Below are 19492 nucleotides of genomic sequence, written 5' to 3'. Positions count from 1 at the left end.
TCTTGAACAATGCTTGATATTAAATTCATCAGAGAGAATACCGAGCTTATACAGCTTGCTGCAAAGCGGAAATCAGTACCGTTCGATGTCACTGCATTGATCAATGTTGATGACAAGCGCCGCGAGCTCATGACGGGCCTCGAAAAGAAGCGTGCCGAGCAAAATGCATACAGCGAGCGCATTGTGAAGGCGGCGACTTCGGCTGACCCAAACGAACGCGCCACCCTCATTGCACAGATGAAGACGCTCAAAGACGGCATGCAGGCTGAGGAAGAGGCTCTCAAGACGGTGATGAAAGAGTGGCAGGCGCTGATGGTGCAGGTGCCAAATATCCCTGACATGTCGGTGCCAGACGGTACCAGTGATGCAGAAAACAAAGAGGTGAAGGCGTGGGGCGAGATTCCGAAATTCGATTTTCAGCCAAAGTCCCACATCGAGCTGATGGAGGCGCTCAACCTCTGCGACTTCGATCGTGGCACGAAAGTGGCGGGCTTCCGCGGCTATGTTCTAAAGAACGACGCAGTGCTCCTTAATTTTGCCCTTTGGCAATTTGTGCTGGAAATGTTCACGAAGAAAGGGTTCTCTCCTGCCATGGTGCCTTCACTTGTGAACAAAAATTTGCTCATGGGTACCGGCTACCTCCCGCAGGGCGAGGAAGATTTGTACAAGACTCAGGACGCTTCATATCTCGCGGGTACCGGTGAGGTGGCCGCGATGGGGTATCACATGGACGAAGTGCTCGACAAGTTGCAGCTACCGGAAAAGACGCTCGCTTTTTCTCCGTGTTTCCGACGCGAAGCAGGTGCACACAGCAAAGACACCAAGGGCGTGAAGCGTGTCCATGAATTTTTCAAATTTGAGCAAGTGATCCTCTGCGAAGCGAGCCACGAGACCAGTGTCGCCCTCCACGAAGAACTCCTCGCGAATGTCGAAGAGATGATGCAGGCGCTCAATATTCCATACCATGTTGTACTCAACTGCGCTGGAGACCTCGGTCTCGGCCAGGTGAAGAAGTACGATGTCGAAGCGTGGGTGCCATCGCAAAAAGCGTGGTGCGAGACACATTCATGTTCGTATTTCCACGACTTCCAGACCCGCCGACTCAACATTCGATACAAAGACGCTGAGGGCAAGATGCGCTTTGTGCACTCGCTCAACAATACCGCGCTCGCCAGTCCGCGCATTCTTATCCCGATTCTCGAAAACAACCAGCAGGCTGATGGATCGATAAAAATTCCGCAAGTGCTTCAGAAATACATGGGCGGTCGCACGGTCATTGTGCCGGTTGTTGCGCCCGTCGCCGGCTCAAAAACAATTCCCGCTACGCCAGCTAAAGGGAACAACTAATGGCGATCGGGCGTTCATCTAACCTCACGTCTCCACAGTATGCGCGTCGACGGCGCGAGCAGCTTATTCGCCAGAGCATTGTCGCCAGCGTTTCGCTTCTCATCATTTTGGCGAGCGTCATTCTCATTGCTCGGTTGAGTATTTTTCAGATCCAATCAGTGCAGGTGGAAGGGAATTCGGTGACAGCCACAAGTGATGTTCAAGCGAAGATCGCAGAACTTACCGACGGCAATTATCTTTGGGTATTTCCGAAGAGTAACGTACTGCTGTACCCAAAGCGTGCGATCTTGTCGGCGATCAAACAACAATGGTTCCGTGTTGAGGTCGTGAGTGCGGGGTTGGATGGTCAGTGGCGTGGGGAAGCGACACTGACCATGCGTATTGGCGAACGTACTCCGGTGTATGTCTGGTGCGGTGTGCTCGCCCCTGCTGTGGTCCAAGCCGGCTCTGGCAATGAGCAGTGTCAGTACTCCGACGAGAAGGGGTATCTATACGCTGAAGCAGCTTCATTTTCCGGCACACCGTATGTGAAGCTCTATGGTGGTCTCGCTCCCGGCACATCGCCACTGGGAGCGCATTTTTTGGCTTCATCGACACCGGATGCTTTTGGTAGCGCTTTATCTTTCGTCTCTGCGATCGGTGGCGTAGACTTTTTTGGAGCCTCATTCAAGCCGATGGCCTTGATTGCGAAAGAGAACAACGAATTCGAAGTGGTGACGGCTGGTGGTACGCGAATTTTCTTCACTTTGGATCAGGATATCCAGCGGTCTATTGAGGCTTTTCGGCGGGTGGTGGATTCGGAAAACCTGACTTCTGCACGAGTGGAATATCTGGATCTCCGCTATGGGAATAAGGTGTATTACAAAAAACAGTAGCTGCGGTATACTAGTATGGTGAAAGCATTGATTCTCTCGTGGCAGTATTTGCAGTGGCATTACTCGCGGGCTTTTGCCGAAATGTTCCGCATTATTGGGCGGGCATATTGGTTCGAATATCATTTCTTCTCGGTCGGGATCTTGCTGAGGTCGTTTTTTGAGCCGTGGAAGCGCCTCGGCGAGGAGAAGGGAGAGAAATTCAAGCTCGAGCAATGGCTGCAGGCGACGGTGATCAATACGTTGATGCGGTTGATTGGTGTGACATTGCGCGCCATGATCCTCATGTTTGCCTTGGCGGTCTGTGTCCTCACCACGTTGGTCGTGGCTCTGTTTGTGGCGATGTGGTGTTTGCTGCCGTTCATTATTCTCGCGCTCTTCGTGCGAGGTGTTCAATTGGCAATACAATAACCGGGAGACAACCAACATGGACACTTCACTCATCCAAAAAAAGATTCAACCATTTCAGCCAGCGCTTGCTCTGGATACGCTGATCGGCTCAGCCAGACGCCGGACAATTCGCCAGGTGTGTGCGACGGTGTTTGTTTCGCTGCTCGTCGTGGTACTGGCCGGCAAGGGCGGCAATATTGCGCTCGGGTTGTTCTGCATTGCTTTCGCTATCGTGTTGAAAGTGTATGCTGTTGAATTTTTCTTCAATTCATATGCGCACAGCCGCAATGCCGATTGTTCATACATGCTCGCGTCGGTGCTGTATCGTTGTACCACGCTACACCCGACGGCTGTGTTTATTTTGTCGCCATTTGGCCGCTGGACACTGAACCGCTGCGGCATCAGTCGCTTGTCGGCACAAGCATTTTTGACGCAGATGACGCATTCGGCCCAGCCGTTGGAGCTAGATCTTTCAGAAGTACGAACATTTGCACAATTTGTCGAAGAGTTGCTGCATGTCGATAGCGCTTTTGCACAATTTTTGCGTGAGTCTGGCGTAGAAAAGAGTGCTTGTATTGGTGCCGCAGAGTGGTGTGAGATTCGCGAGAAGGCCCGTATCGCTGAGGCGCGCTGGTGGAGTCATGAAAATCTTGCCCGGATTCCCGGTCTCGCAAAGGATTGGGCATACGGCAAGACGTACCATCTCGATCGTTTTGGCCGTGATGTGATCGTGGAGGCACGCCGGCATTCCGCACTTTCTTCTCCCGCTGCTTCGGCCCTAAGCTTGAATCCGGATTCTTCGTTTCGTCGCACCGAAATGGTGGCTGTGGAGAAAGTGTTGGTCCGTGAATCTTCCGGAAATGTTTTGTTGGTCGGTGACAAGGCGAATGGTGTCATGGATGTGTTGCATGGTCTGGCTCGCATGATCGATCTCGGTACGGCGTATCCGGAGCTTGAACACAAGCGTTTGATCCGGCTCGACACTGCCGCGATCATGGCTTCGGCGAAAGATCGGGGTTCTTGTGAGGCGTTGCTCATCTCGATTTTCAATGAAGTGGTGAAGGCGGGGAATGTGATCGTGGTGATCGATGAGTTCGCCTTGTTTGTGCGTGACGCTGCCGCCCTCGGCATTGAGATGCAATCTTTCCTCGCGCCGTATCTGTCCTCGGGCGGCGTCCAGCTTGTGGCGGTGAGCGATGTGCATTCCTTCCACCAAACGCTCGAGCCGAAGGGTGAACTAATGCGATTTTTTGAAAAGATCATTTTGGCTCCGATTGATGCTCGGACTTTGGTCGAGCTTTTGGAATCGGAGATTGAGCGTGTCGAGCGCCGCAACGGAGTCTTCTTCACCTTCCCAGCACTCAAGGAGGTGGTGGAGAGCGCTGAACGGTACTTTTCACAAGGTTCAACTATCGACAAGGCTCATGACCTCATTGCCGAGATTGCGCCATATGTCCGTCTGCAAAAGCGGACGGTTGTCGAGCGTGCCGATGTGTTGGCGACCGTGAGTGCAAAGACCGGTATTCCTCTCGGTGAGGCGAGTGCCGGTGAAAAAGACGTGCTTTTGAAGTTGGAAACGATTTTGCATCAGCGGATTATCGGCCAGGAAGCAGGTGTCCAGGCGATTGGCAATGCGATGCGGCGAGCGAGGTCGGGCGTGAACAATCCGAAGCGACCGATGGGCTCCTTCCTTTTTCTTGGACCGACCGGTGTGGGGAAGACGGAGACGACCAAGGCTCTGGCCGATGTGTTTTTCGGGAGCGAAGATCGCATCATGCGTTTTGATATGTCGGAGTATCGAACGGTGGATGCACTGAGCCGCCTCATCGGTTCGGCAGGTGAGGGTACGACAGGTTTGCTCGCTTCACGTTTGCGCGACCAGCAATACGGCGTGCTGCTTTTGGATGAATTTGAGAAGACGAATCCGGCGGTACACGATCTATTTTTGCAGATTTTGGACGAAGGGTTTTTCACCGATGCGAGCGGCGAGCGGGTGAATGCACGCAACACGATCATCATTGCCACCTCGAATGCCGGCAGCGATGTGATTTGGAAGTTGATTGGTGAAGCGGGCGGTGCTGTCGGTGTTCGTGCCGGGGTGAGTGCGGCAATAGCGGCCAAAAAACCTGAGATCATCGACTCTATCGTCGAGCGGGCGATCTTCAAGCCGGAATTGCTCAATCGTTTTGATGATGTGGTACTGTTTCAGCCTTTGGCCGTTGCTGATATGGAGAAGGTGGGGCGATTGATGTTGGCAAAATTGAACAAGCGTTTGGATGAAAAAGGCGTGAGTGTCGAGGTGACGGACGAATTGGTGGCATATCTGGTGAAGGAGGGCAGCGATCAGAAGTTTGGCGCCCGAGCGATGAATCGCGTGATCCAGGAGAAGGTGGAGCAGGCCGTGGCGAAGGCGCTTTTGAAAGGTGAGGCAAAACCTGGTACAGTGCTGCACATCCGCCCGGAGGAGCTGTAAGTAGGGCAGATTTACATGAATTTTTTTCTGAATATTTCCGATGTAGTGACGCGCGCTTTTTCACCGCAAGTAGAGAGTGGCGATTTGTGGTACCGATTGAAACAGGCCAAATCCGGCCCATTGTTTGTGTTGGCGCCGATGGCGGATGTCACAGACGCGGCATTTCGACGGATCATCGCGAAGTACAGTCGGCCGGATGCGATGTGGACGGAGTTTGTGTCAGCGGATGGACTTGCGCGTGCACCAAAAATTGGGCGAGACAAATTGCTGCGAGACCTGTTGTATAGCGAGGGTGAGCGGCCGATTATTGCGCAGTTTTTCACTTCGAATCCGGCACACATGGAGCAGGCAGCCGAACTCGCGGTGGAGATGGGGTTTGATGGCATTGATATCAATATGGGTTGTCCAGACAAGAGTATCGAGAAGCAGGGAGCTGGAGCGGGGATGATCAAAAGTCCGCGAGTTGCGCGCCGAGTGCTGCGAGCCGCGATTCGTGGCGCCGCCAATGGTGCAAAGAAGTACGGGAAGCCGGTGCCGGCTGTGTCGGTGAAGACGCGCATTGGCTATGGCAAGAACGAGCTGGCTACTTGGCTCCCCGCTCTTCTTGCTGAGCGACCCGCGATGATCACGGTCCATGCCCGCAACCGCAAAGAGCTGTCATTGGTACCGGCGCGTTGGGAACATGTACGAGAGGCCGTGGAGATCCGCGATCGCCTTCAGGCGCATTTGCCAGCCGAAACACGCACACTCATTTTTGGCAACGGCGACGCGCGTAATCTGGCTGATGCACGCGAAAAGGCGCGAGTGAGCGGTGCGGACGGCGTAATGCTCGGCCGTGCTATTTTTGGCAACCCGTGGTTGTTTGACGAAAGCTCATCCATGCATGTCGACACAAACGCTGGCGGCAAGGGCGTCGATCAAGCGACTGGCGGCGCGGTCGGCTTTGGCGGTGGCGTGCTCGGCGTCGATCATTTTTATAACAAAGAGCAGATCGCTGAGCGCTTGCGAGTGATGGTGGAACATACGGAGCTCTTCGAAAAACTACTTGGCGATTTGAAGAATTTCTCGATCATGAAGAAGCATTACAAAGCGTATGTGCACGGTTGGGAGGGAGCGAAAGAGTTGCGTGCCTTGCTGATGCAGACCAATTCTGCCGCTGAGGTGAGAGATGTTGTGGGTGGTATCGGACAGTGAGGGGTGGCGACGAGAAAAAGAGTAGGTGCGGATTCGTCATACTTTTCTCATACTTTTGTATGAAAAATCCGCACCACCTAAAAAGTGTTGACAGGTAGCCGCCCTTGCCGATTCGCGGCTTCACTTTTTCTGAGAGGAGGTATACAATAATAAGCGGCCAGAGGTCACAACAACTCAGTCGATCGAGCTCGACCGGCTCAAAAAAGATCGATAGATACAAGACGGAAGGAAAACCAAGCGACACATGTGGAATCGCCACACCAGTAAACGCAACGGGGACCGGAGCGCTACGCCACCAGATGGCCGGAGCGGTCACGGTTCAGGTTTCCTCAACCTTGAACACGAAACTGCCTTCGAGGGGCAGTGAGAAAGGGGTGATCAATTATCTCAAGGGCTGCCGGTTCCGTACCGGTTCGGTGTAATGCCGACATCAGGTGATGTGTCCTTGTCGCTCTACGCCAGGCCGTCTTCTCGGGACGGTGGGGTCGTATGGGGTCGGTTGTCGGTGATGGTTCGCGCGATTGTTGTTTCCGCGCGGTTTGGTTGGTGGACCCAGTTGGCGAGTGCATTCGCTGGCTGGGTCTCTTTCTTTTCATATTTTTTATTTTGTAAGCAAGAAAAAACCGCAGACAGAGAGCTCGGGGCCCTGCTGTCTGCGGCGGTGATCTGCGTGTGCGATACTTCTTTACGGCGTGCGCACTTGGACGATGGTCGCCGGCATGAGGCCAGGCAATCCATATCCATTCGTCCAGTCGAAGCTCGTGCCCGGTTGAACGGGACCGAGCGTGTCTGGAGACCAGAGGATGTTCTTGTGGAAGCTGTATTGGTCCAAGAACAGCGCACTGTCCAAACTGGCGTCGATCGTCGGACCTTGTGGCCAGTAGTCGTCCGAGAGGAGTCTGGCGTAGACCACTGTTGTGGACGACTGGTTAAGCACCGAACTCCGAAGCTCGAAGTAGCGGGTCTGGCCTGCCGGGATCACGATGGCTGAGGCGGCACCTGTTGACGTCTGTGCCCGAACCTCCACGAGGCCGGCGAAGAAGTTGGTGTTGGAGACCTTGCCGCCAGCACCCACTCCGCTCACGGGGATCGAGTAGCTCGAGTCCTCGTAGGCATACAAGTTCATGTTCCACATCGATGCACCAATCGCTTCGACGAAGAACGAGAGCTTGTGGAGACTCGCGCTACCCGCTGTGTCCGCGGTGACTTTGAAGCGCAAGAGCCGTTCGTCAGCCACTCCCGTTCCCGGAAGCTGGTCGATGGCGAAGCTCGGGTGGGATTTGAAGATCCTCACTCCGGCCACGGCGGTTGTGCCAGACGCAGTGATGGTTTGTCCGGATTCCACACCCGTCCCCACAGTCCGCTGCAGATTCGAGTCGTCGTAATCGATGGCGATGAGGTGTCCTGAAGGACCGACGACTCCATAGCCGCCGATAAACAGGATGTTTTCGACATCTGCCTTGATCGTCAGAGTCCGCTCTCCATCCTTGGGGATGAGGAGCGGGCTCGCGAACGTGCAGACCGCGTAGACATTGCCACCGACAAAGACGGTCGAACCGATCTGGTTTGTGCCATCCCACACCGTCACTTGTCCAAGGTCGCTTGCGCTGCCTTGTGTGAGTCGGAGGCCGATCCTGTCCAGATTGACCGCCTCGTATTCGGTGCGAACGGTATAGGCCGCCATCGTCACATTGGTCGCACCACCCGACGCTATTTTGTAGCGGGGACTGGTGGAACTTGTGGAGATGGCGAGCCGGCTCGGCCACTCGGTGACAGCTTTGTAGAACTGCCGCTGTGCGTCCGGAAAATCCCAGAGAACAAATTGTCCGCTAGCTCCGAATGTGAGCGAGGCGCGCCTTGTCCAGTTGACCAAATCACTCGATGCATAGATTGCGAAGGGCAATCCGGCGACACCATTCACCTGATAGATGACGGCGATTCCGCCAAGCTGTGGGGTGAACGAGGTGATCGCCGGATGAGTCCCCAGACTGCCATACATTGTCGTCGACAGGTTTGCGGCCGTATCGATGGAAATGCTGGCGAGCTGAGAACTTGTGATACCTGTCGCGATTAGCCCCGAACCGAGGCTCCAGCGAAAGGTGCCGGCCGCGGAGGAGGAGACTGAACCTTTGAGGAGCAGCGTCTTCGTCGTTCCTTTCGGGATGACGAGAGACTGATCAAAGGTTGTGGTGTTGGTCCCAGTGGATGCAGGGTTCAACGTATTTGCGCCAGTGTTCAGTGCCACCGTGCCATCCCACAGTCTCATGTTGCTGAGCTGTGTCGGCATCGCACTGTTGGCGACGGTCAACATGAGCGGTAGAGCAGACATGCGAACGTCTTCTTCCGCTGATGCGCTGAGGGTCACTGCCAGGTAGGTTCCTTGCGGAGAACCCGGGACGAAGGTCTGATACGCCGGGCCAGTCGTGCTCACGGAGAGCGTTGCACCGCAGACGGACTGTGTCAGCGGCGTGTGGGCGAAGCAGGCGAGGAATGCCGCTGTGAACAAGAGAAACGTTCTCATTTTGTTGGTTCCGAGGTGTGTGGCTTTTTGTACATGCGAAACGGTCGCACATAGTCATTGCTGAGTTGTCAAAAAGCCAAGTTGTGCTGGAGTGTATTATATCATAAATTGTATTAAAAATCAATAGCCAGGCCGCGGCTCTGTACAAGCCTCTTTTTCTGCTATACTTTCCGCATGAAAGCCGAGGAAAAGACGAAGAAAGATGGCCAGAAAGCGGCCAATGCTGCGATCGCGACCACGCGCATCGCTTCCCACAGCGCTTTGTACCGCAAATACCGCCCGGCGAGCTTTGCCGACGTGCTCGGGCAGGAGCAGGTGGTAAAGGCGCTGGAGGGGGCGATTGGCGCGGCTGGGAAGGCCGGCGCTTCGTCCGGCGCCCGCCCGAACATCTCCCACGCCTACCTCTTCTCCGGCTCACGTGGCACGGGCAAGACCTCGGTGGCGCGCATTTTCGCACAAACCATCGGCACCTCGGCCAACGACCTCTACGAGATCGACGCGGCATCGAATCGTGGCATCGACGACGTGCGTGAGCTTCGTGAGGCGGTGAACACGTTGCCTTTTGAGTCGCCATACAAGGTGTACATTATCGACGAGGTGCACATGCTCACCAAGGAGGCCTTCAATGCGCTCCTGAAGACGCTCGAGGAGCCGCCGGCGCATGTTGTGTTTATTTTGGCGACGACGGATTCGGAAAAGCTCCCGCAGACGGTGGTGTCGCGTTGTCAGACCTTTGTGTTCAAGAAGCCGGGGACGGAGTTGCTCAAGGAGAGTGTGCTGCGCGTGTCGAAGGCTGAAGGGTTCAAGGTGGCTGCGGAAGCGGCGGAGCTCATTGCCCTGCTTGGCGACAGTTCGTATCGCGACACGCTTGGTGTGCTGCAGAAAGTGTTGGGGGCGGTGGGAGAAAAATCCGTAACGCTCGAAGACGTGGAGCGTGTTACTTCCGCGCCGCGTGCGAAGCTGGTGCAAGATTTCATTCTCGGTCTCGGCGAGGGGTCGGCGGGTGGTGCTGAAAAAGCGCTGGCGGTGATTCGACAGATGCAGGAACATGGCGTAGACATGCGCGTGTTTGTGACGCTCGTGCTGCAGAAGGTCCGCTTCATTTTGCTCATGCGTATGTCTGCAGAGATGGAGAAGATTGCAAAGGAGCAATTTTCCGAAGCAGAGTTCGCGTTTTTGAAGAAGTGCGCGGGGGATGCGGCGGGTGCAAAAATTAATTCAAAGGTTGTGCTCGAATTGCTCACTGCACTTGAGCAGACGGGCAGCTCGCCGATTCCTCAGTTGCCGTTGGAGCTTGCGGTTTTGCGGTTGGTGGGGGAAGGTGGTGAGAAGAAGTAGATTTTAGATTTTCTTTAACAAAAATTAGTACTTTCTTGAGTACTTTTTAGCAATTTCTCTATCGGTCATCTTCTATACTGTACGGTATGGAGATCAATCCAATCTATTTTAATGAAAGAAGACATAGGGCAAGAGAAATATATCTTGCGAGAAGGGAAATATATAGTCCGTATTTTAAAACAAAGGTCATACTAAACTCCGATGGCTTTTCTCATTTGCAGTTTTCCGGCCGAATGCCTAGGGAGCAAAAAGAACAGTTGTTTAAATTCAGCCTCCTTCCTCTTGGTCTGGAAATTATCGAAAAGTCTGGCACTATTCAAGAGTATCGAAAAGTTCTGTCACCAATTGGGAAAAAATCCGCCACTGACGGCGCTATTCCGATGAAGGAAATTGAGTATTGGGGAATGGTCGCTATTATCGGTGAAAAAAGACACGCGTTAAGACGATTCTGAGGAGGGTCGGTGACGGAAATATTACCTTTTGGAGCGTAATGCTTTATTCAAAGATGAAAAATGGAAAACAGAAAATCTTTACCGAAGGCATAGAAGACGAATAACGCCAAAAACAAAAACACCGCCCAAAGGCGGTAGTTTTGTTATGCCTGCTATCGGCTTAGGGAATCCCGTAGCTGAGTAGGGGCTTTCGCCCACAGGCACGAGTAAATAATACTAAAGATATAAAAATCTGCAACTTGTGTCGAAGCGTTCTTCGGGTTACAGTAATGGCGTAGAAAGCATTGCGGGATCGTCTAATGGTAGGACACATGCCTTTGGCGCATGGTATCTTGGTTCGAGCCCAAGTCCCGCAGCCAACTTGAGATAGGTTCTGACTTCGAGGCGTACAATAATCCCACAAATATGAATGATTCACAAAAACCAGCAGGAAGAACGGTCGCTTTCGATTTTGATGGAGTTATTGCAACTTACTCGGGCTTTAAGGGTAAAGATCACGTCGAAGAACCAATTTTAGAAACCATCAAAGCAATCAAGATGCTTAAAGAAAAGGGATTCAAAATTCTTCTTCATTCAACATGTGGGAATGAGTTTCTTCGCAGTTATTGCTCGCAATACGACATTCCATTTGACTACATTAATCGAAGGCCAGACAAGGAAGGAGATAATCCCGGAAAGCCTGTGGCATATGTGTATGTAGACGATCGATCTGTCTGCTTTAAGGGCCAGAAGGCAGAAGAATTGGTTGATCAGATAGATAATTTTAAGGCTTACTGGGAGAAATAGTTAGTGTTCCGAGGTTCGTTAAGACGCTATGAAATAAGATATACTTACCCCAATGAAACAGCTCGCCTTTATCAATCATGAAAATGTTTCCTCGGAAGAAGTGAAAACGTATCGCGTACGTAAAGCGGCACGGGCAGTCGTGTTCGATAAAGATGGAAACGTCGCACTCCTTCATGCGAGGAAGTACGATTATTACAAGCTCCCCGGCGGTGGTCTCGATGACGATACCGACAAGATTGTGGCGTTGAAACGCGAGTGTCGCGAAGAGATCGGTTGTGATGTTGAGGTATTGGCAGAGCTTGGACAGACAGAGGAGTGGCGCAAGTTCTGCACTCTTCATCAGATCTCGTATTGCTATGTGGCGAAAGTAGTCGGGGAGAAAGGCGTGCCGGCATTCACTGATAAAGAGGCTGAAGAAGATTTTAAGGAGGTTTGGTTCCCCTATGGTGAGGCGTTGCGCAGGCTCAAGGGAAGCAAGACTGAGCTGATCGAAGCGATGGGCTATATGGTACCAAGAGACATTGCGATTCTTGAGGCGGCGAGAGATGTAAACGTTATTTAGAGGAACAGATTTTGCGGAAGTAGAAGGTGCGCTATACTACTCAATACTATGAATATCAAAAAACTCGGCCACTGCTGCTTGTTGATCAAAGAGGGCGGATTGACCGTCCTTACCGACCCGGGCGCGTATTCTACGTCTCAAAATCAGCTCACGGGCATTGATGTTATTTTGATCACTCACGAGCATGCCGACCATCTCCATATCGGCTCGCTCAAGGCGGTTTTGGTGAATAATCCCCAAGCTGAAGTGATCACGAATTCCGGCGTCGGCGTGATATTGGCCAAAGAGGGCATCGCACACACCATCGTGGCCGAAGGTCAAAGAGTGGAAAGAAAAGGTGTCGAGATCTCAGGCTTCGGCAAGGATCATTGGAAAATGTACAAGACCGTGAATCCTGTCGAGAACACCGCGTACTTCATCGGCAAGAAGCTCTTTTATCCAGGCGATTCGTTCTCGACTCCGGACCAAAGCGTCGACGTGCTCGCGCTACCAGTCGCCGGCCCTTGGGCGACGCTCTCCGAATGCATCGATTATGCTTTGGCGATGAAACCGCGAGCCGCTTTCCCGGTGCACGACGGCATGTTGATCGCGGATCGTCTTGGTCCGGCACACCGCTTGCCTCAGCAAGAATTGACCAAGGTTGGTATTGATTTTGTCGTGATGAATGAAGGCGACGAGAAGACGTTTTAGATTGGAAGTTTGGCTAGATACTCCTTGTTAAGTGAACTATCGTTCACCTATAATAGATGAGTGAACCAGCCGAGCAAAAACGCCGCGGAAAAAACCCTCCTCCACATCGATGGTGATGCTTTTTTCGTGGGCGTTGAGGTGGCGAAGAATCCGAAGCTCAAGGGCCTGCCGGTGGTGACGGGCGAGGAGCGCGGGATTGTGTCGGCGCTGTCGTACGAGGCGAAGGCACTTGGGGTCATCCGCGGTATGCCGATTTTCAGGCTCAAAAAAGAATTCCCGCAGGTCATCATCCTGCCCGGCGACTACGCGTCGTATGTGAGGTATTCGCAGCTGATGTTTGATATTGTTCGCCGCTACGCCGACGATGTGGAGGAGTACAGTATCGACGAGTGCTTCGCCGACCTCACCGGCCTGGATCGGCCGCTGAAAATGACCTACTTGCAGATCGCGAAGCGAATCAAAAAAGAAATCACCGAAGAGCTTGGTTTGTCCGTCTCTATCGGCCTCGCACCCACCAAAGTACTCGCGAAAGTTGCCTCGAAATGGATGAAGCCCAACGGTCTCACTGTCATCGACCTTGCCGCCATCTTCGACTTTCTCGAAAACACGTCGATCGAAAAGATCTGGGGAATCGGGCCGCGGACATCCGAGCTTTTGCGGCGCAAGGGGATCGCTACGGCCGGAGATTTCGCTCGCAAGGACCTCTCGTGGCTCCAGGCGCATTTGTCGAAGCCGTACCTCACGATCTGGCAGGAGCTGAACGGCACTTCCGTCGTGCCCATTGACCCGGAGAAAAAGACCACGTATTCATCGATGCAAAGAACGCGGTCATTTCATCCGAGTACCAACGACGCGACTTTTCTCATGTCACAGCTCTCCAAGCATATCGAGGATGTCTGTGCGAAGGCGCGATACTTCAAGCTCGCTCCGAAAAAAGTGTCGTTTTTCCTCAAGACAAAAGATTTTGTGTATGCCAACACCACCGTGACGCTCGCTTCACCGACGAATGCACCAGAGATCATCATGTCTCTGGCGCTGAAGGAGTTTCCGAAAATCTACGCCAAGCGCACCCTGTATCGCACTACGGGGGTGACGCTGCACGACTTGGTACCGTCGGGCACACATCAGGCGGACTTGTTTGGCGGCGGGGAGGCGGCCGGCAAGCTTGAAGCTGTGCACGACCGAATCGATCTCCTCGAAGGCAAATTCGGCAAACGGACAGTGTACCTGGCCTCAACTCATCATGCCCTCCAACAGGAAGAAAAGGGTACTGACGCGGAGGATTTGGATAGGGATTTGCTGTTTTTGTAGGTTCGGTTGCTGAGCTGAATTGAGTGGACGGTACCTTCGCTACTTCTTCGCAACCTGCTGCCAAAGCCAGACGCCGAGGAGGACGAGGTCGACGACAACCACAAGCCAAATGAGTCCACCGAGCAATCCCGCTCCGCCCATCATGCCGCTGTATCCATATGTCATCATAAAAGTGTTGTATTAAAATGAGTAATACTGCCACCGACTGCTCATAGTATACACCTATTCATTTGCCACGTATACCCATGGGGGGTATACTGTAGAGATGAAAGCTGAAATCAAAAAGAAAGTGGCGCGGCGTCTGAATATCGTGCAGGGGCAATTGAGAGGACTGGTGAACATGGTGGCGAAAGAGAAGTATTGCGTTGATATCATCACCCAAGCGAGCGCGATCAAGGAGGCTTTGGCCGGCGTCGAAGACCTGATCTTGCAGAATCACCTGGAGACTCACGTGTTGCATCAGATGAAAACAGGCCGAGAGAGACGGGCGACGGCAGAGATCCTGAAAATTTACAAGCTTGCTCAGAAGAAAAAATAATATGGAACACCAACACAAACATCAGTGCACGCACGAACACCCGAGCGCGCACGAGCACCATCACGAGCACGCGGAATCGCACGATAAGCATGCTGGCCACCATACGGCTGATTTCTTGAAGAAGTTTTGGATTTCTTTGATCATCACGCTTCCAATCTTTTTCTATTCTGAGATGGCAAAAGAGGTATTCAACGTCAGGGGTCCAGAGTTTTTTGGCTGGCAGTATGTCCTCTTGCTTCTCGGTTCAGTCATGTATTTCTATTGCGGCTGGGTATTTCTCCAGAGCGCCTATGCCGAGCTCAAGGCGCGGCTGCCGGGTATGATGACGCTCATTGCCATCGCCGTCACCGCCGCCTACGGCTACAGTGTCTTCTCGATCCTTTCGGGCGGGATGCACGATCTGATGTTTGAGTTGGCCTCGCTGATAGCGATCATGTTGCTCGGGCATTGGATCGAAATGAAGTCGGTCATGGGTGCACAAGGAGCGTTGAAAGAGCTCTCGAAACTCTTGCCAGATACAGCAGAAGTGGTCCGCGGAAATCTCACGGAGACCTTGCCGCTTACAGATTTGAGAGTTGGCGACATCGTATTGATCAAGCCAGGGTCAAAGATCCCCGCCGACGGCAGAGTTATTGAAGGCCAATCAAATGTGAACGAGTCAATCCTCACGGGCGAGTCAAAGCCGGTACAGAAACATGCGGGAAATGAAGTAATTGCCGGCTCTATCAATGGCGAGGGTAGTCTCAAGGTGGAGGTCAGCACTATTGGAGAGAAAACATTTTTGGCAGGTGTGATGCGATTGGTCGCCGATGCGCAGTCTTCGAAATCTCGACTACAAATGCTTTCTGATCGAGCCGCATTCTACCTGACCATCGTCGCCATCGTTGGAGGTGGCATCACTTTTGTCGCTTGGCTCCTCGCTGGCGCGGGAACACTCACCGCCATGGAGCGAATGGTGGCTGTATTGGTGATCACCTGTCCTCACGCACTCGGTCTCGCAGTGCCACTGGTGGCGGCCATCTCCACGACCATGGCAGCACGAAATGGCTTGTTGATCCGTGAGCGCGTCGCTCTCGAGGGTGCGAGAAAAATCGACACTGTACTATTCGACAAAACAGGAACGCTCACTAAAGGCGAATTCGGCGTCGTGTCGGTAACTTCCGATGAGGTGCTTGCGCTTGCTGCTGCCGTCGAAACGCATTCTGAACATCCTATCGGCAAGGCAATTCTGAAGGAGGCTCAGAAGAGACGTCTCAAGATCGGCGAAGTGCGAGATTTCAACACAATTGCCGGTACGGGCGCAGAGGCCAAGGTTGACGGCGTGAGTGTATTTGTCGGTCATCGTGGTGGCAAAGATATTGTGGTCGAAAAAAGCGGAGTGCAGATCGGCACGATCGTCATTGCCGATATCGTTCGTCCTGAGGCGAAGGAGGCCGTGGCAAAGCTCAAGCAAGCAGGCATCGCCGTCGCGATGATCACGGGAGATTCAGAAGAAGTGGCGAAAGAGGTCGCGAAAGAGCTTGGTATCGAAGAATATTTTGCCCGCGTCCGTCCGGCAGAAAAGTCCGAGAAGGTGAAACTGCTCCAAAGCAAGGGTCGGATCGTGGCGATGGTGGGTGATGGGGTGAATGACGCTCCGGCTCTGGCTCAGGCCAACCTCGGGATCGCGATCGGCGCAGGCACGAATGTAGCGATCGAATCTGCCGGGATCATTTTGGTGAAAAATGATCCAAGAGATATTTTGAAGATCTTCAATCTCTCGAGACTTACCTACAACAAAATGATCCAGAATCTTTTCTGGGCGACTGGGTACAACGTGGTCGCAATACCCCTGGCTGCAGGTGTGCTTGCGTCGAAAGGGATTATCCTTCAGCCGTGGCTCGCTGCGGTGTTCATGTCTGCAAGTACGGTGATCGTCGCCATCAATGCCGTGTTGCTTAAAAATAAACATATATAAACATGAAACACAAAACAATTCTTGCTGTTGTTGTGGCGGTCGCCGTCCTTGCCGGAGGATATGCGCTGTTGGCGAATAAATACAGTGTTCCAACACAAGCGGTAGCGGCGAGCACTGTCGTTGAGCTCAAAAATGGCGATACATACGACCTCATCGCAAGCTATGTCACCAAAGTGCTCGCTGGCAAGGAGCAAAAGATGTTGGCGTACAACGGTTCGATCCCTGGTCCGACGATCAGGGTCGCACAAGGTGCAGAAGTGACCATCAATTTTAAAAACGGCACTGACCTGCCAGCTCTGCTCCATTCTCACGGTGTGCGCATGGAAAATGCCTTTGATGGTTCGCAAACACAGCAGCGGGAAATGAAATCGGGAGAGACGTTTTCATACAAACTGAAATTCCCGGATGCTGGAGTATTTTGGTATCATCCGCATGTGCAGGAAGTCTATGGCCAGGCACTGGGACTCTATGGCGCGTTCATCGTGACTCCGACAGATACCTCGTATTTTCCACCTGTGAACAGGGAACTGCCGCTTTTCCTTTCCGATTTGCCGCTTGAAAATGGCAGGATCCAAATCGAGAAAGGCGACAACACTCACTCGCTCATGGGACATTATGGGAACATATTGCTGGTGAATGGGCAGGAGAAGGTGAATCTTCAGGCAAAGACGGGGGAAGTCGTGCGCCTGTATGTGATAAATGCGGCGAATGCGCGACCGTTTCGCTTTGCGATCAGTGGCTTGAAGCTCAAGCTTGTCGGTGGCGACAGCGGCGCGTATGAAAAAACGACGCTCGTTGATAGCGTAGTGCTTGGACCATCGGAACGCGCGATCGTGGACGTACTATTTCCGAGTGCGGGCGCATATAGCATCCAAAATGACACTCCCGAGAGGCGGTATTCAATGGGCGCGTTCGTTGTTGGCTCAGAAAAAGTCAGTCAGTCATATCAAAAAGAGTTTGACCGTCTTCAGGTGAATCGCACGGTAACTGAAAGCATCGAGCCGTTCCGTGCATTTTTCGATACCGTGCCGCAAAAGCGAATCGCACTGACACTCGATATGGGCGGCGGCATGATGAATATGCAAGGAATGGGCCATGGTGCGCACATGATGCCGGACGGCACTATGATGGGCGGATCGATGATGTCCGGAAGTTCGGATGGTATTGAGTGGAATGACACGAATTCAATGATGAACGAGATGTCGAACAAGGATTCGATAAAGTGGAAGATTGTCGATCAGGATACCGGCAGGGAAAATATGGATATTGACTGGTCATTCAAAAATGGCCAGCCTGTGAAGATTCGGATTTTCAACGACTCGAACTCTATGCATCCGATGCAGCATCCGATCCATTTCCATGGTCAGCGATTCTTGGTGGTGTCTCGTGACGGCGTGAAGCAGAGCAATCTTGTCTGGAAAGACACTGTTTTAGTGAAGTCGGGCGAGACGGTAGATATTGTGCTTGACCCATCGAATCCTGGCGCGTGGATGGCCCACTGCCACATCTCGGAGCATTTAGAAGCAGGAATGATGTTTGAATTTAAGGTGGAGTAGAGAATGTTGGCCCGTGCTATAATCTCCCCTAAGCATAATTCACCCATACACATAACCATCACCCCATGACCACCATCATCTTACTCTCCCTCGCCGGAGCCGTGATCGCAGCTGTTGTCGGCACCTTTTGGTATTCAGGCAGCACACCAATGGGGAAGCTCCACATGCGCGCACTCGGCTGTGGCGACCTGTCGGAAGAAGAGATGAAACGCAAAATGGAAGAAGGGAAGGCCATGATGCCAAAGATGTACGCTGGGCAGCTTGCCTTGTCTTTTCTCACTGCTTTCGCAACCGTCTTTATCGTGACTACGAGCCTAAAGAACGGCCTCACTCTCTGGATGGCCCTCGGCTTCGTGGCACTGAACTGGCTGTGCTTTATTGTGCCGACCATCGGTTCCGGCATCCTCTGGAGCAATGGCGATCGGGCGATCGCTTGGCCACGCTTCTTCTCGGACATTGGTTCCAACCTGCTGACCGTGATGCTGATCGCGCTGTTGGCGAGCTTGTTCGCGTAGGTTTTTGCCTACGGACGAATTCCTCATCTAATGAGGTTAGTCATTGTTTAGTCAGGATTACTGATGGGGGGGATTGTGATTGGAATACGGAATGGATGATTTGGTTTGCTATAATAAAGTCATGAAAACAGAATTTATAAGATTTACAACTGAAGATCAGTTGATTCTGCAAGGTTTGGTTTATAGTCCAGATGTATTGAGCCGAAAAGCTTTCTTGCATATACATGGCATGGGCGGTAACTTCTATGAGAATAGATTCATTGATGTCATGGCCGAGCACATTACACAGGCACAGCAGACTTTTTTAAGTATAAATACCCGAGGTCATGACATCGTTGCCGATTTCCCAATTCCGGGTTCAGAAGAAAAATATCGAAGAATTGGAAATGCATACGAAAAATTTGAGGAATGCATATTTGATATTAAATCTGCAGTTGATTATCTCCAGAAAAGTGGATATGAAGAAATAACCCTGTGTGGACATAGTTTAGGGGCCGTGAAGGTTGTGTATTACGCAGCCAAAACGCAGGATCAAAGAATTAAAAAATTAATTTTAATGTCCCCACCAGACATGGTTGGTTTGGCAGAAAAGGAAAGTAATCACAAGGACCTACTTTCTCAGGCTGAGAAGATGATTTTGGGTGGGAAGGGTGGAGAATTATTGCCTGTCAAAATTTGGGATTACTATTATTTATCTGCATATACATATGTAGATTTGAATACCCGAGACAAGCCGGTTGATATTTTTAATACATATGACAAAACTAAGCCCTCCTTAATCGCGGAAATAAAAGTTCCAACTCTAGCTTTTTTGGGCGAAAAAGACGATGCGGCCATCCTTCCTCAACAAGAGGCTCTGGAACTCATAAAAAATAAAGCAATAAATGCTCCAAATTTTGAAATTGATATTATCGAGGGCGCATCCCATAGTTATTTTGGAAGAGAGCAGTTAATGGCGGAAAGAGTTGTTAAGTGGTTACTTAAATAGAT

The 19492-nt window shown here is 52.1% G+C and carries 18 protein-coding genes and 1 tRNA gene; 17 read left to right on the top strand and 2 right to left on the bottom strand.

From position 1 onward, the window contains the following. The first annotated feature begins 9 nt into the window (after positions 1-9). The 5 genes from serS to AAB391_01400 are packed head-to-tail and all read left to right on the top strand — an operon-like array spanning position 10 to position 6276. The gene (serS, locus tag AAB391_01420) at positions 10-1347 is read left to right on the top strand and encodes a serine--tRNA ligase (protein ID MEK7644972.1); all 1338 of its coding nucleotides are present in this window, start codon (positions 10-12) and stop codon (positions 1345-1347) included. Beyond that, a complete protein-coding gene (locus AAB391_01415) occupies positions 1347-2222 on the top strand; it encodes a hypothetical protein (GenBank protein MEK7644971.1) in 876 nt (291 codons plus the stop codon). The genes serS and AAB391_01415 overlap by 1 nt, the downstream gene beginning before the upstream one ends. 15 nt (positions 2223-2237) lie before the next feature. After that, positions 2238-2630, top strand: a complete 393-nt coding sequence (locus tag AAB391_01410; GenBank protein MEK7644970.1) for a hypothetical protein — start codon at positions 2238-2240, stop codon at positions 2628-2630. Positions 2631-2646: 16 nt separating this feature from the next. Further along, positions 2647-5082 carry an AAA family ATPase gene (locus AAB391_01405; GenBank protein ID MEK7644969.1) on the top strand — a complete coding sequence of 812 codons (2436 nt, stop codon included), beginning with the start codon at positions 2647-2649 and terminating at the stop codon, positions 5080-5082. Between the two features lie 15 nt (positions 5083-5097). Then, a complete protein-coding gene (locus AAB391_01400; GenBank protein MEK7644968.1) occupies positions 5098-6276 on the top strand; it encodes a tRNA-dihydrouridine synthase in 1179 nt (392 codons plus the stop codon). A 685-nt stretch (positions 6277-6961) separates the two neighbouring features. Here the strand turns inward: AAB391_01400 and AAB391_01395 are convergent. Beyond that, positions 6962-8797, bottom strand: a complete 1836-nt coding sequence (locus tag AAB391_01395; GenBank protein ID MEK7644967.1) for a hypothetical protein — start codon at positions 8795-8797, stop codon at positions 6962-6964. Positions 8798-8971: 174 nt separating this feature from the next. Here AAB391_01395 and dnaX point away from each other — a divergent pair, with 174 nt between their 5' ends. The 7 genes from dnaX (at position 8972) to AAB391_01360 (ending at position 13936) form a co-directional block, all read left to right on the top strand. Continuing rightward, positions 8972-10135: a DNA polymerase III subunit gamma/tau gene (gene dnaX / locus AAB391_01390; protein ID MEK7644966.1), complete on the top strand. Its 1164-nt coding sequence runs from the start codon at positions 8972-8974 to the stop codon at positions 10133-10135. Positions 10136-10221: 86 nt separating this feature from the next. Continuing rightward, a complete protein-coding gene (locus AAB391_01385) occupies positions 10222-10587 on the top strand; it encodes a hypothetical protein (protein ID MEK7644965.1) in 366 nt (121 codons plus the stop codon). A 285-nt stretch (positions 10588-10872) separates the two neighbouring features. After that, positions 10873-10946 (top strand) — tRNA-Gln (locus AAB391_01380). A 46-nt stretch (positions 10947-10992) separates the two neighbouring features. Further along, entirely contained in the window at positions 10993-11373 is a 381-nt protein-coding gene (locus AAB391_01375; protein ID MEK7644964.1) for a hypothetical protein, read from the top strand. Between the two features lie 52 nt (positions 11374-11425). Beyond that, on the top strand, positions 11426-11935 hold the full coding sequence (locus tag AAB391_01370) for an NUDIX domain-containing protein (protein MEK7644963.1): 510 nt from the start codon (positions 11426-11428) through the stop codon (positions 11933-11935). A 48-nt stretch (positions 11936-11983) separates the two neighbouring features. Next, complete coding sequence (locus tag AAB391_01365) at positions 11984-12625, top strand: MBL fold metallo-hydrolase (GenBank protein MEK7644962.1); 642 nt, start codon at positions 11984-11986, stop codon at positions 12623-12625. A gap of 60 nt (positions 12626-12685) precedes the next feature. Beyond that, positions 12686-13936 (top strand): DNA polymerase IV, encoded by a 1251-nt coding sequence (locus AAB391_01360; GenBank protein MEK7644961.1) that lies wholly within the window; start codon positions 12686-12688, stop codon positions 13934-13936. A gap of 39 nt (positions 13937-13975) precedes the next feature. On the opposite strand, the gene AAB391_01355 is transcribed toward AAB391_01360, so the two are convergent. Then, a complete protein-coding gene (locus AAB391_01355) occupies positions 13976-14104 on the bottom strand; it encodes a hypothetical protein (GenBank protein ID MEK7644960.1) in 129 nt (42 codons plus the stop codon). Between the two features lie 97 nt (positions 14105-14201). Between AAB391_01355 and AAB391_01350 the strand changes: the two genes are divergently transcribed. The 5 genes from AAB391_01350 to AAB391_01330 all read left to right on the top strand — a co-directional run bounded on the left by AAB391_01350 (position 14202) and on the right by AAB391_01330 (position 19490). Beyond that, entirely contained in the window at positions 14202-14474 is a 273-nt protein-coding gene (locus AAB391_01350; GenBank protein ID MEK7644959.1) for a metal-sensing transcriptional repressor, read from the top strand. Position 14475: 1 nt separating this feature from the next. Beyond that, positions 14476-16431 (top strand): copper-translocating P-type ATPase, encoded by a 1956-nt coding sequence (locus AAB391_01345; protein ID MEK7644958.1) that lies wholly within the window; start codon positions 14476-14478, stop codon positions 16429-16431. Positions 16432-16433: 2 nt separating this feature from the next. Next, positions 16434-17987 (top strand): multicopper oxidase family protein, encoded by a 1554-nt coding sequence (locus AAB391_01340; protein ID MEK7644957.1) that lies wholly within the window; start codon positions 16434-16436, stop codon positions 17985-17987. A gap of 65 nt (positions 17988-18052) precedes the next feature. Beyond that, the gene (locus AAB391_01335) at positions 18053-18502 is read left to right on the top strand and encodes a DUF1761 family protein (GenBank protein MEK7644956.1); all 450 of its coding nucleotides are present in this window, start codon (positions 18053-18055) and stop codon (positions 18500-18502) included. 121 nt (positions 18503-18623) lie between these two features. Continuing rightward, positions 18624-19490, top strand: coding sequence for an alpha/beta fold hydrolase (locus AAB391_01330; GenBank protein MEK7644955.1), 867 nt, complete (start codon positions 18624-18626; stop codon positions 19488-19490). The last annotated feature ends 2 nt before the right edge of the window (positions 19491-19492 follow it).

It is taken from the genome of Patescibacteria group bacterium, from assembly GCA_038065315.1.
In the GTDB taxonomy this organism is placed as follows: Bacteria; Patescibacteriota; Minisyncoccia; order Phycocordibacterales; family JBBTRF01; genus JBBTRF01.
This window is presented reverse-complemented; position numbering and strand designations above follow the sequence as displayed.

What these genes read in the sequence shown, in the direction of transcription:
- serS (MEK7644972.1), top strand. Translation starts at nt 10, where the DNA reads ATGCTTGATATTAAATTCATCAGAGAGAATACCGAGCTTATACAGCTT.
- AAB391_01415 (MEK7644971.1), top strand. Translation starts at nt 1,347, where the DNA reads ATGGCGATCGGGCGTTCATCTAACCTCACGTCTCCACAGTATGCGCGT.
- AAB391_01410 (MEK7644970.1), top strand. Translation starts at nt 2,238, where the DNA reads ATGGTGAAAGCATTGATTCTCTCGTGGCAGTATTTGCAGTGGCATTAC.
- AAB391_01405 (MEK7644969.1), top strand. Translation starts at nt 2,647, where the DNA reads ATGGACACTTCACTCATCCAAAAAAAGATTCAACCATTTCAGCCAGCG.
- AAB391_01400 (MEK7644968.1), top strand. Translation starts at nt 5,098, where the DNA reads ATGAATTTTTTTCTGAATATTTCCGATGTAGTGACGCGCGCTTTTTCA.
- AAB391_01395 (MEK7644967.1), bottom strand. Translation starts at nt 8,797, where the DNA reads ATGAGAACGTTTCTCTTGTTCACAGCGGCATTCCTCGCCTGCTTCGCC.
- dnaX (MEK7644966.1), top strand. Translation starts at nt 8,972, where the DNA reads ATGAAAGCCGAGGAAAAGACGAAGAAAGATGGCCAGAAAGCGGCCAAT.
- AAB391_01385 (MEK7644965.1), top strand. Translation starts at nt 10,222, where the DNA reads ATGGAGATCAATCCAATCTATTTTAATGAAAGAAGACATAGGGCAAGA.
- AAB391_01375 (MEK7644964.1), top strand. Translation starts at nt 10,993, where the DNA reads ATGAATGATTCACAAAAACCAGCAGGAAGAACGGTCGCTTTCGATTTT.
- AAB391_01370 (MEK7644963.1), top strand. Translation starts at nt 11,426, where the DNA reads ATGAAACAGCTCGCCTTTATCAATCATGAAAATGTTTCCTCGGAAGAA.
- AAB391_01365 (MEK7644962.1), top strand. Translation starts at nt 11,984, where the DNA reads ATGAATATCAAAAAACTCGGCCACTGCTGCTTGTTGATCAAAGAGGGC.
- AAB391_01355 (MEK7644960.1), bottom strand. Translation starts at nt 14,104, where the DNA reads ATGATGACATATGGATACAGCGGCATGATGGGCGGAGCGGGATTGCTC.
- AAB391_01350 (MEK7644959.1), top strand. Translation starts at nt 14,202, where the DNA reads ATGAAAGCTGAAATCAAAAAGAAAGTGGCGCGGCGTCTGAATATCGTG.
- AAB391_01345 (MEK7644958.1), top strand. Translation starts at nt 14,476, where the DNA reads ATGGAACACCAACACAAACATCAGTGCACGCACGAACACCCGAGCGCG.
- AAB391_01340 (MEK7644957.1), top strand. Translation starts at nt 16,434, where the DNA reads ATGAAACACAAAACAATTCTTGCTGTTGTTGTGGCGGTCGCCGTCCTT.
- AAB391_01335 (MEK7644956.1), top strand. Translation starts at nt 18,053, where the DNA reads ATGACCACCATCATCTTACTCTCCCTCGCCGGAGCCGTGATCGCAGCT.
- AAB391_01330 (MEK7644955.1), top strand. Translation starts at nt 18,624, where the DNA reads ATGAAAACAGAATTTATAAGATTTACAACTGAAGATCAGTTGATTCTG.